The organism is Algisphaera agarilytica (genome assembly GCF_014207595.1).
Taxonomy (GTDB): domain Bacteria; phylum Planctomycetota; class Phycisphaerae; order Phycisphaerales; family Phycisphaeraceae; genus Algisphaera; species Algisphaera agarilytica.
In genome coordinates this window covers 1991395-2003288 of record NZ_JACHGY010000001.1, presented here as the reverse complement: position 1 = coordinate 2003288, position 11894 = coordinate 1991395, and the positions used below count along the sequence as shown (strand labels likewise).

The window sequence follows — 11894 nt, the reverse complement described above, 5'->3', positions numbered from 1 at the left end:
GTTTCTATCCTTTAACGGCGCCGGCGGTGAGTCCGGCGATGAAGTCTTTTTGGAGTAAGAGGAACAGGGCCAGGACCGGGCCGATGGCGACGAGGGTGCCGGCCATGATCATGCCGTACTCGATGCTGAACGGGCCGCGGAGTTGGGCGACCGCAACCGCCAGCGGGTACTTCTCGGGGGTCTGGATGATGATCTGCGGGCCGATGAAGTTGGTCCACGTGCCGAGATAAGTGATCAGCACGAATGCCCCCACCATCGGCTTGACCATCGGCAGGCCCATCTGGAAGAACATCCGCCACTCGCCGCAGCCGTCGATCCGCCCCGCTTCCATCATCTCGTGCGGCAGCGACGAGATGAACGCCTGGCGGAACAGGTACACCCCGAACGCCGGGGCCACCCCCGGAAGGATCAGGCCCGCGTAGCTGTCGAGCAAGCCCAGCTGGAACAAGAGGAAGTAGCCCGGCGCGATCAGCAAAGCGCCGGGGATGACCAACGCGCCGAGCACGACCGTCGTGATGAACTCCCGGCCCTTGAACTTGAACATCGCCAGGCCGTAGCCCCCCATCGCCGCGCCCAGTGTGCCGACCACGCTCATGACCGAGGCGAAGAAGAACGAGTTCAGGACCGCCCGCATGAACGACGCCTCGCCGATCTTCACCTCGCTCCACAGCCGGGTGAAGTTCGTGAACGTGAAGCCCGACCAGTCCACCGCCCACCAACCGCCGTCTTCTTCCACCGGCCAGAACGGCCCGCTGAAGAACGCCTCCTTGGTCTTGAACGCCGAGAACATCAGGTACGCGAACGGCACTAGCGTCACCAACGCGAACGCGGCGAGCGGGACGTAGATCGCAACCGGGGTCCACCATTTCTTACGCATCAGTCGGTCCCCGGGTTAGAGAGTTTCTTCTGGAGCAGCGCCACGCCGAACAGCACCACCGCGATCAGCCAACCGATCGCGCTGGCGTACCCCAGGTCCCCCGCGTCGAAGCCCTTGCTGAACAGGTGCATCACCGGCGTCAGCCCCTTCTTGCCCGGCCCGCCGTCGGGGCCCACCAGCAGGTACGGCAGCTCGAACAGCTGCACGCTGCCGATGAACGACAGCAGCACCACGAACGTTCCCACCGGACGGATCGCCGGCACCGTCACGTTCAGGAACCGCTGCCACGGCCCCGCCCCGTCGACCTCGGCCGCCTCCATCAGGTCCTTGCTCACGTTCTGCAACGCCGCCAGGAAGTAGATCATGTTGAACCCCACGTACATCCAGAACGACGCGATGATCATCGCCGGCATCGCGTACTCCGCCGTCCAGCGGAACTCGCGGTCGAACACCCACCCGTCGGGGTAGAACGGGATCACCCGGTCGAACATCAGCGTGGCCTGATACAACGCGTCGTTGATCAGCCCGTTGTTGGGCGCGAACAGCAGCCCGAAGATGATCGCCACGAACACCAGCCCCACCAGGATCGGCGCGAAGAAGATCATCCGCCAGAAGCCCCGGGCCTTGATGTCCTTGCGGTTGAGCAGGAGCGCCAGCCCCAGCGACGCGGGCAGCTGGATCAGCATCGACCCCGCGGTGTAGAGGATGATGTTCAGCACCGACTTCCAGAAGTCCGGGTCCTGGGTGAACAGCCAGCTGAAGTTGTCCAGGCCCACGAACTGACGCGTCTTCGGGCCGTTGGTCTGCATGAACGCCAGCACCACCGACTGGCCCAGCGGGTACACCACGAACACCACGAACGAGACCACGAACGGCGCGACGAACAGGTACGGCATCAACGCCGTGGAGCGGAACTTCTTGCTCATGGCGTTACCTCCGCTTCTTCGGCGGGCCGCAGGAAGACGTTGCGCTGCATCTGCTTGATCAGACGCTGCTGGGCCTCGGCGAGCAGGCGGCGGGCCTCGGGCAGCAGGCCCTCGACCGTGTAGTCGTTGTTCCGGTCGGCGTAGTCACGCAGCTCGTTGGCCACCTGGCCGATCTCCGAACGGGCGATCACGCGGAACGGGTGGCTCGGACGCAGCGGCACGTGCGGGGCCTGCTCGATGAACAGCGAGCCGCTGGGCTGGCCCATGAAGAACGGGTCGGGTTGGTGGTAGAACGGCCGGTCCCAGTACTTGGTCACCGGGGAGATGATCGTGCTGGCCTCGAAGAGCTTGCGCGCCACCTCTTCGGAGAGGTACAGGTACTTGCCGTACTCCCACGCGTCGTCGAACGTGCCCTTCTCGACCGCGGCCTTGGGGAAGCCCAGCATCGTCCCGCCGCGGACGCTGGTGCGTCGCCCGCCCGGCTCCCACGCGGGCAGCGGCATCAGCTTGACCTTGCCCGAGAGCTGGGGCAGGTCGCTCTTCCAGATGCCTGCCAGCCAGTCGGGCATGATCGCACACACGACCTTGCCCTCGATCTTGAGCTGGTTGCCCCCCGCGTCGAAGTCGGGCGCGTCGATCGCGATCCGCCCTTCGCCGAAGCACCAGTGTACCGCGGTGGCCAGCACCTTCGCGTTGGCTTCGGAGCTAATGATGATGTTGTCCTCGCTGTCGAACGTGCCCCCGCCGGCCTGGAGCATCAGGACCTCCAACGCGTCGCCGTCGTTGAACCAGAAGTTAATCGGATAGCGGTCGGGCTTGCCGTCGCCGTCAAGGTCCTTGATCGCCTTGCCCATGATGCGGGCGAAGTCGTCCCACGTCTCGATGTCGCTGACATCGATCCCCAGCTCGTCCTCGACGATGTCCGCCCGGTAGGCCAGCAGCACCGGGTGCACATCGTGGGGGATCCCGAAGATCCGCCCCCGGCTGGTCCACGGCGAGAACGAAGGCGGGTTGATGATGTCGTAGATGCCCTCGTCGTGCAGCCGATCGGTCAGGTCCACAAACCCCACGTCCTCGATCGGCCCGGTGACGTATTTGTAAAACGTCCCCCCTTCGATCTCGATCAGGTCCGCCAACGGCGTCCCCGCCCAAAACCCATTGATCGTCCGCCGCTCGAGCGCCATCCCGTCCAACAGAAAGATATTCACGTCCGGCAGGTCCTGACCCTCCTGAGTCCAGCGGTCCGACACCGGCTCGTACATGAGCTGGTGCGGCCGAGCGAACGTCCAGAACTCGAGCCCCTCACGCTCCTGGATGGGCAACGCCAGCACCACCACACTCGAAATCACCGCTATCCCCAGGATGATCCAACTCCCCAGAGAGAGTGTGTCCAGGGGGTTCCAACCCGAGCCGGGCGGGGGCGAAGATTGCTGATGTGGAGGAGGACTCTGAGACAAAACCAAGGATTCCTGCACAGGGATGTGAAACGGATCGGCAGCGACCGGGCTTCTGGTGATGAACCCAGATTTAGAAATGCCTTCTCAGCGATGTCGGCGGATGGGCTGCCGCAAGTAATGACACAAAAGTGAAACAATGTGTAACAAATTAGAATCGACCGAAGTTCAATTATGACGATCAAAACGCTTTTGTCTAGATATAATCACATTAATTTGGATCAAAATTTTATGGAACATGTTCCAGATTGTTCCAAACATGTCTCGCAGGGGCGGCAGGAAGCCAAACTAAGGTGCAAGCCGGATCGCGTCGATGTAACGCGTAGTTGTACGAAAGAACGGGGTTCACGAGGGGTTGCGCTCTACGATGTCCAAAGGTTTGTCCACACACCGCCACCATTCGGGACCGGCTATTCGGCTCCGCGGGCTTTGGCGACGCTATTTTTCGGGACTGAATCGCCGACGAAAGCTGCACCAGGAAGTGCACCAGCTGCGTCGCCAACTCCACCAACTGAGCACCGACAATCTCGCCCTGGCGGAACGCAACGAAGCGGTTGAACGCCTCTCGGCCGAGCTCATGCGTTTCAACCTCGACCTCTCGCAGGTCAGCCGGCTCGACCCGATGACCGGACTGCTCAACCGCGCCGCCTTCGAGGCCTGCCTCGCCCAGGAACACGCGATGACCGCGTCCGCCCTGGCCATGGGACAGGTTCGGCCCTACAGCGTGATCATGATCGATGTCGATCACTTCAAGTCCTTCAACGACGCCAAGGGCCACCCCGAGGGCGATCGATGCCTGGTCGCCGTCGCCCAAGCGGTGCAGGCCGCCGTCCGTCGCACCGATTTCGTTGGGCGTTACGGCGGCGAAGAACTCATCGTGCTCTGCCCCGGGCTCGACACCGCCGCCGCCGCCAACCTGGCCGAGCGCCTCCGCCAAGCGGTCCGCAACCTCAACATCGACCACCCCGCCAGCGGCGTGGCCCCGGTCGTCACCATCAGCCTCGGCCTGGCCACCGCCGGGCAGGAAGGCTGTTCCAACGAGAACGGCTCGTCCGTTGTGCTCGCCGCCGACCGCATGCTGTATCAGGCCAAGAGCGCTGGACGCGACCGCGTCATCGCCGCCTGACCCCATTCCATCTCATCCCGATCCCCGCCAAAGACACGCCGCGCGTGGCCTTAAGGTGATCGCCCGATCGCGTTTCACCACCCACGCCTTGCCTGTCTTATCCAGCCGACTCAGCCGACACGCCTCCAGAGGTTCCTCCCTCTCATCCGATAATTCCATTGATGCGACCACCGGAATTCGCCGTTGATACGCAGTAGGTGGCTATGCTTGGATTCAGCCCATCACAGCCTCCGCCGCCCTCTGATTCGGGAGTTCGTTATGCGTTGTATCCGTCCACTTCCACGCCTCGCTCGATGCGCCGCCCCGCTGTTGGCCGCGTGGTGGGCCGCGCCCGCGCTCTCGCAGCCGCTGGCCGAGCATGTCCCCGCCGATGCGATCGCCTACTTCGGTTGGGCGGGTACGGACTCCATCACCGACCAATACGCTCAATCGGCCCTGCAAGACGTGGTCGAACTCATCGAAACCGACAAGCTCAAGGCCGCTTGGCGCAGCGCCATGCCCACGCTCCGCCAAGCCGTGGACGACCCCGCGTTCCAGGACGAGTTCAAACACCTGACCAACCTCTGGGGCGCGAGCGCCCGCGGCGCGATGGCGGTGTATGTCACCGCCCCACCCGCTCACGCTGCCGCGGAAGCAGCGCCGCTGATTGACGACAACCCAATCGACGAGCTGCTCGGCGACCTGCCCCTCGATTTGCCCGACAACACGCCGGGCATCGTCTTGCTCTGGCAGCCTGTCACCGGCGACGACCGCAAGGACCTGCTCGAAGGACTCAAGTACTACCAATCCAAATCGAGCCGTGACTCCGAACTCGTGGTCGACGGCCCGGTCGTGTCGCTGCGGATCAATCACGCGCCCGCCGCACTCGACGCCGAGGCTTTGATCGACCCCGACGCGCTGGCCAGCCTGGCCGAGATCCCCCGCTTCACCCAGGCCATGGAGCAACTCGAAGAGCCCGGCCCCCTCGTTGGCTACGTGGACCTCCCCGCGCTCTTCGCCGAGGCTCAAGCCAACCTGTCCAACACCAGCACGGTACTCGAGCACGACGGCTCCACCACGAGCGTCGGATCTGGCCACCCCGCCATTGCGCTCATCGAACCGCTCGGTCTGGACACGCTCGGCCCCGCCGTCATCACCGCGGGCTTCGATGGCCGGCAATGGCGCACCCAGATGTATCTCGCGGCGCCTTCGCCCCGCAAGGGCATTGCGTCTCTGCTCGACGCCCCCGCGCTGACCGCTGATGGTTTTGGATGGGCGCCGATCGATGCGCCCTGGATCACTTCCATGGCCTTCGACACCGGCCTGCTCATGGACCTGCTCCGCAACACCGCCGCCGCGATGGGACCCGACGCCGCCGACTCTTTCGAGCAAGGCCTGGTCGACGCCTCGAGCCTCATCGGGGTCGATGTCGAGAACCAGCTCATCCGCGGGCTGGGCCCGACGTGGTCGCTCTACCTCGACGGCGATGCGGTGGGCACATCGATGCTCAGCCTGACCCTGGTCAACCAACTCGCGGACCCGGAAGGAGTCGAACGCGGGCTGCGCTCGCTGCAGATGTTTGCGAACCTGGCGATGCTCCAGGGCATGGCCGGCGAAGACATCAAGGTCCAGGTCCACACCCAGACCTACGACGGCCACGACCTGCACACGCTTGGCACCCCCCTGCTTTCGCCGACCTGGGCGATCGTCGACGGCAAGCTCATCGCCGGGCTGTCGCCCCACACCGTGCTCGCTGCGATCGACAACATCGACCAGCCCAATTCGCTCAACCAGCAAGACGATTTCGCCGCCTTGCGTGAAGCCGTCGGCACCCGCCGACTGACATCACTGACTTGGGTTGACCTCCGCCGCACCGCGCCCGGCAGCTACCAAACTTTTATCTACATCGAGTCACTATTGACCGGCAGTGGATCGATGCTAACCGGCCAGCCCATGCCGATGGTGCTGCCGCCCTTGGGGCGGCTCAAGCCCCTGCTCGAGCCGGCACACGCGATCGGTTGGGTGGACGACACCGGCTGGCACTACGAGAGCCGCATGCCGTTCCCGGGCGCCACCCTGTTAGCGCCGCAGAGCTCGGCACTCGGCACCTCCTCCGGCCTGCTGCCCCTGGTTGGCGCAACCTTCCTCGGCTTCCAAAGCGATCCCCAAACCGCTTTCGAACCCGTTGAACCGCCACAGGTGGACTAGTTTCCAAAGAGCGAACCCGTGTTCCCCGCCACACCCGCTGCCGTGGCCGGCTTGGGGTGAGTGGGTTGGGTTGTCGTTTCGATCCGATCGCGGAGCTTCAGAGGCGCGGAGACGCGGAGCAAGGCAGGAAGCATTGGATTTAAAACCAATTTCCGTTTTTCTTCTCCGCGCCTTTGCGTCTCCAAAGCTCCGCGATCGGCCCGAAACGAGTCCCCTCGAACACGGACCCTCGACCAACGACGACGGGTTCCGACCTTGAGCGATCCCGGCAAGGTGGTGAGCTCAAGTGTCGCCACGCACCCGTCGTGTGCGCTAGCTCGGTTCCACGGATATGGGCGTGCTTGGTGCCTTGCCTGTACGGCCTTCACGCCTGGAATGCCACCGTGGTCCGACATTAGGGGGTGGGACGGATCAGACGTGCGCACGAGAAAGTCGCCCGTTTCACGGAAGTGAGTACTGACAAGGAGTAAGAATTTTTCTGCGTTGATGTTTTTCTGCGTTCGGGCGCGCCCCACCGTGCGCATGCGAATGACGCTGCCTTGGCCCCCTCTCCCCCCGGGAGAGGGTTGGGGTGAGGGCGCTCACCATGAATCCGTGCCAGACCCAACGCACAAGAACTTCAACCCACCCTCACCCCGGCCCTCTCCCGGAGGGAGAGGGGGCAAGCCAAAACCTTCAGCGCACAGTAAAGCCCGGGGGTGGCTACTCCCGGGCTTTGGGTACACATCAAATGTCGAACGACGTCACGGCCGGGGATGGAACTTGGTCAGCACTTCTTTCAAGCGCGAGCGATCGACGTGGGTGTAGATCTGCGTCGTCTTAATGTTGGAGTGGCCGAGTAGTTCCTGCACCACACGCAGGTCCGCCCCGCCGGCGAGCAGGTGCGTTGCGAACGAGTGACGCAGCGTGTGCGGGTGGACGTGCGACAAGCCCGCCTTCTCGGCGTGACGCTTGACGATCTGCCAAACGACGATGCGGGTGATGGGTTGGCCGGTGCGCGAAAGGAACACGCGATCGGTCGGCGCGTTCTCGCGGACCAGGTCTTCGCGCAGCTCGTCGGTATAACGGCGCAGCGCCTTGAGTGCCGGCTGACCGAGCGGGACCACACGTTCTTTCGATCCCTTGCCCATCACGCGGATCACACCCAAGTCGTAGTGGATGCCGGTGGTCAACAGGTCGGCGATCTCGCTGGCGCGGAGTCCGCCGGCGTAGAGCATCTCCATCAACGCCACGTCGCGCAGATAAAGAAGCGCATCGGGGTCGGGGGCCGAGAGCAGCTTCTCGATCTGTTCGTCGCCGAGCACGGTGGGCAGGCGCGACCAGGTCTGCGGCTGTGTTAGCTGCTCGGCAGGGTCGGCGTCGGTGTGTTCGTTGGCTTTGAGGAAACGGCAGAACACGCGGATCGTCGCGACGTGACGCGCGATGGTGGAGACCGCGTGGCCCTTGGCTTCGAGCGACTTGAGGTGCTCGGCAATCCGTTCGGGGGTCAGGTCATTCCAGCTGTGTTGTTTCTGCTTGACCATCCACACCCAGAGGTCGCGCAGGTCACCGCCGTAGGCGGCGAGGGTGGCGGGCGAGAAGCCGCACTCGATGCGGATGTAGGCGAGGAACGCGGTGACCGGCGGCTCGAAACGCGACTGCTTCTTCGATGATTCAGTGGCGGGCGTGGTCACGGCCTTTCTCCGGCGCATGTCGGGAGCGGATGACGCGGCGACCTGCAACGGCGTGGCCGAGGTTTTGACGGCGGCCACATTGGGCGTGCTGCCGGCGGCGCGGTTGCGGGCCTTGGCTTTGGCTCGGGGCTTGGGGGACTGATCGGAAGAAAGGGTGGAGGGGTTCAAGGTGTTGCTGCTCCCACGCCGAGGGTGAAACCGGCAGGCGATAGTGGCCGCCCCATGGGGCGTTCGTGTAGCGCTCGGCCCACGCTGGATCGCGTGAACCCTCGGTGCTCCTCACCAACCTGACCGCCGGCGAATGCCAGCCGGATCAATGCCGCGTCCCTGCAGCCTTCACGACATCGACCAGCGAAAAGACGGATCGTGAAGAAATGACGGGGTGACCTGGGTTCAATACGCGGTTCACCGGAGGCAACGGCCGCTACCGCCCCGCCAGGCCCCATCGATCGACACCCAACCACATTGAACGCCTCTCACCCAAAGTCCGGTAACGACGTGACAAGAACCGTCAGAATGACAGGCTGTTTAATTCGATCGGATTAAAAAACCCCGCCCGTTGGATCCTATCCAGCGGGCGGGGTGGAGGAGAAAACATGATCAATTGGGAGGAGGAGGCCCAACGTCATTGTTAATACGCTGGCTGTTCCAAGAGGTTCGCGTGCACGTTCGTGAACTTGCATTATTTTTATATTTATATATTTAACAATATTTTGCAATGTTAAACTTTTTATGTTTCACGTGGAACATAGTCATTGATTGCTGGCTGCGAAGCTGTTTTTCACGGTGCAATGTTTCACGTGGAACACTTGACCGTAAAACTTGGATTGATACGCTGTCTGAGTTACTGGATTTCTTTATTCGACACGGAGGTCGTCATGGCAGATGCGTCACAAAGCGGCGGGGGTTCGGGCTCCAAGAAACGCCCTTCTCGGCTTGGCCGGGGATTGAGTAGTTTGATGGCGACTCCGGTGCCGGTGGGTGCTCCGGAAGGTGGGGCTGGTACGGAGGCGAAGTCCAGCCCGGAACCAGCGACAGTCGGCGGAGGGGCGGTGGCCGTGGCTGAACCCAAGGCGGATGAATCGTCAATCGTGGACGGGGGCTACTCACGGATAGCCGTAAACTCGGTAACGCCGAACGCGTCTCAGCCCCGGCAGCATTTCGATGAAGAAGCTCTGGGTCGGTTGGCGGAGTCGATCCGGCGGGAAGGGTTGATTCAGCCGATCGTGGTGCGGAAGACGGGTGAGAATCAATTTGAATTGGTGGCGGGGGAGCGTCGTTGGCGGGCAGCCCAAGTGGCGGGGCTGGAAGCGATTCCCGCATTCGTCAAGGCTTTGAATGACAAGCAGGTTGCCGAGTGGGCCCTGATCGAGAACCTGCAGCGGGAAGACCTGAATCCCATCGAAAGGGCGGAGGCGTTCCAGCGGCTGGGGGATGTGTTCGGCCTGAACCACGAGGCGATCGCTGAGCGTGTGGGGCTGGAGCGGTCAACCGTAACCAACCTGCTCCGGCTCCTGAAACTCGCCCCCCCTGTCCGGGACATGGTGGTCCGTGGGCTGCTGTCCATGGGCCAATCGCGGGCCCTGGCTGGGGTCGAGGATCCCGCCCAACAACTGGCCCTGGCGGAGAAAACGATCAAGGACGGGCTGACCGTTCGACAGGTCGAGGCTGAGGCCAAAGCGATTTCAGCAGGTGAAACAAAGCCCACCCCCGCCGCGAAGAAGGCCGCCCGTGCCGCGTATCTCGACGACCTTGAACGCCAGATCGGCGAGCAGCTGAGCACCAAGGTCCAGATCAAGACCGCCCGGAAGAAGGGGGCCGGCACGCTGAGCATCCAGTTCTACAGCATCGATCAGTTCGACGAACTGCTGGGCAAGCTGGGCGTTGAAACCCAGTAACCGCCCTGTTCGCTATCTGAAAAAACTACGGCTGACGATACGGCTGCGTGGTCTGATAGACGCGCAGCCGTTGTCCTTCGTACCCCAAAAGAACCTCGAGATCGACACGCTCGAATCGCTGACTCAGATCCCAATACGGGTCAGCATCGAAAATATCCCACTTCTCAGGATCAGCCAAAAGGATGAGATCATCCTTTCGCATCGCCTCCCAGGCATCGGGTAAGACACGTGGATCGATCCAACGCGTCGGGCGTTGGGTGTAGTAGGGAAGGCTGCGGTCGCCGAATCCAACGGTCAGGATCTGCGGGTGCTCCAGCCCGGTGGCTGCGCGGACCTCGGCCACGGCGGCCGGCACGGAGTGGCGGCCATAGACCCGGTCCTCCGCGATGCACGCCCAGGCAACCACGTTCAACATCGCCAGCCACATCGCGATCGACCCCGTGATCTTCCTGGATCCGGAACGCCAGACACCCCGCCAATCCAGCGTAGCCCCGACGATCAATACCAACACAAGCGGCCAGAGATAAGCGGCCTCAGCCGGGCCAAAATCCCTCCAAATCATTCCAAACGCCAGCGCTAAGCAAACGAGCAATGCAAAAAAAACAAAGTATTGATATTTATATTTTTTTGTTTTTTCTTCTTTTATAAATTTTTCTCCGCCAACCCACCACGCCAGAGGAGCGGCGAGCGGCATCAGGTAGCTCATGAGCTTCCCGCTGATCAGCGTGAACACCAAGAGGGTTAGCCCGGCCATCATCAGCCAGAGCAGCACCTCGGATTTTGACTCTCGCAGCTCCGCCAGGGCAACGCGTAGTTGTGCGGGGCGGTGGGCGAGGAGCAGGGCGGTGGCGGGGAGCAGGCCGACCAATAGCACGGGGAAGAAGAACCACCAGGGCTCGGGGTGGTCGCCCGTGCCGACGGCCCGGTCAAACGTCTGGTACTTCCAGATGGCCCATGCCTCGGGGTGTTGCCAGGCAATCAGCAGCGCCCAGCCCGCCAGCGGAAGCAGGGCGGCGAGCAGCCCGAGCACGGGGCGAATCCTGCGGAGGGATTCGCGTTGCCCCGTCACGAGCAGCCAGATCATCAGTGCTCCGGGCGCAAGCAGTGCCGCCGGCCCCTTGGTGAGCAGCCCCAGCGCCACGGCCAACCACAACCCCGTCACCCAATACCCCCGGCGGTCCTTTACCGCGAGCACCCCGCAGGCCAGGGCCGCCGTGCTGAACAGGCCCAATAGGCCGTCGGTGATGCCCATCCGGCTGATCACGACGAACATGGGTGTCACCGACAGGATCGCCGTCGCCACCGCCGCCCGGCGGGCGCCGTGCAGCCGATACCCCAACCCGAAGACGATCGCCAGGGTCAGCACGCCCGATAACGCCGCGGGGATGCGGAGCGCCAGCTCCCCATCGCCCAGCAGCCGGATCGAACCCGCCATCAGCCAATAGGTCAACGGCGGCTTGGTCAGGTGCGGCTGATCGAAGTAGGTGGGGACGAGCAGGGGGGTCTGCCCCAACGCCATGCCGCGCGCAACCACGCCGTAGCGGGCCTCGGAATCGCCGTGGATCGGGTGGTTGCCCAGGCTGAAAAACAAGGGGAACACGCACAGCAGCGCGAAGGCCACCCAGCCGAGGCGGCACACGAGTCGCCCCTGCCCATCGTGCGGCGGGGCGGGTACGGCGTCGGCATGATCAGGCGTGTTGGCTTCGGACGGGTCGGCCATGCCCCGCATGGTAGAGCGTTAAGCGCACCTGTC

General features: G+C 63.3%; 8 protein-coding genes. 3 read left to right on the top strand and 5 right to left on the bottom strand.

Translation table 11 applies throughout. From position 1 onward, the window contains the following. Nucleotides 1-4: 4 nt before the first annotated feature. The 3 genes from HNQ40_RS08400 to HNQ40_RS08390 are packed head-to-tail and all read right to left on the bottom strand — an operon-like array spanning nt 5 to nt 3152. Nucleotides 5-877, bottom strand: a complete 873-nt coding sequence (locus tag HNQ40_RS08400; protein WP_184677431.1) for a carbohydrate ABC transporter permease — start codon at nt 875-877, stop codon at nt 5-7. Further along, nucleotides 877-1803, bottom strand: a complete 927-nt coding sequence (locus HNQ40_RS08395; protein WP_184677430.1) for a carbohydrate ABC transporter permease — start codon at nt 1801-1803, stop codon at nt 877-879. Before HNQ40_RS08395 ends, HNQ40_RS08400 begins: the two co-directional genes overlap by 1 nt. Continuing rightward, a complete protein-coding gene (locus HNQ40_RS08390) occupies nt 1800-3152 on the bottom strand; it encodes an ABC transporter substrate-binding protein (protein WP_184677429.1) in 1353 nt (450 codons plus the stop codon). Before HNQ40_RS08390 ends, HNQ40_RS08395 begins: the two co-directional genes overlap by 4 nt. 472 nt (nt 3153-3624) lie before the next feature. On the opposite strand from HNQ40_RS08390, the gene HNQ40_RS08385 reads away from it, so the two are divergent. Both HNQ40_RS08385 and HNQ40_RS08380 read left to right on the top strand, forming a co-directional pair. Then, on the top strand, nt 3625-4383 hold the full coding sequence (locus tag HNQ40_RS08385; RefSeq protein WP_184677428.1) for a diguanylate cyclase: 759 nt from the start codon (nt 3625-3627) through the stop codon (nt 4381-4383). 258 nt (nt 4384-4641) lie between these two features. After that, nucleotides 4642-6570, top strand: coding sequence for a hypothetical protein (locus tag HNQ40_RS08380; RefSeq protein WP_184677427.1), 1929 nt, complete (start codon nt 4642-4644; stop codon nt 6568-6570). Between the two features lie 743 nt (nt 6571-7313). On the opposite strand, the gene xerD is transcribed toward HNQ40_RS08380, so the two are convergent. Further along, nucleotides 7314-8411, bottom strand: coding sequence for a site-specific tyrosine recombinase XerD (gene xerD, locus HNQ40_RS08375; RefSeq protein ID WP_184677426.1), 1098 nt, complete (start codon nt 8409-8411; stop codon nt 7314-7316). Between the two features lie 632 nt (nt 8412-9043). Here xerD and HNQ40_RS08370 point away from each other — a divergent pair. Further along, nucleotides 9044-10141, top strand: coding sequence for a ParB/RepB/Spo0J family partition protein (locus HNQ40_RS08370; protein WP_221435431.1), 1098 nt, complete (start codon nt 9044-9046; stop codon nt 10139-10141). Nucleotides 10142-10166: 25 nt separating this feature from the next. On the opposite strand, the gene HNQ40_RS08365 is transcribed toward HNQ40_RS08370, so the two are convergent. Next, on the bottom strand, nt 10167-11861 hold the full coding sequence (locus tag HNQ40_RS08365) for an ArnT family glycosyltransferase (RefSeq protein ID WP_184677424.1): 1695 nt from the start codon (nt 11859-11861) through the stop codon (nt 10167-10169). Nucleotides 11862-11894 lie beyond the last annotated feature (33 nt).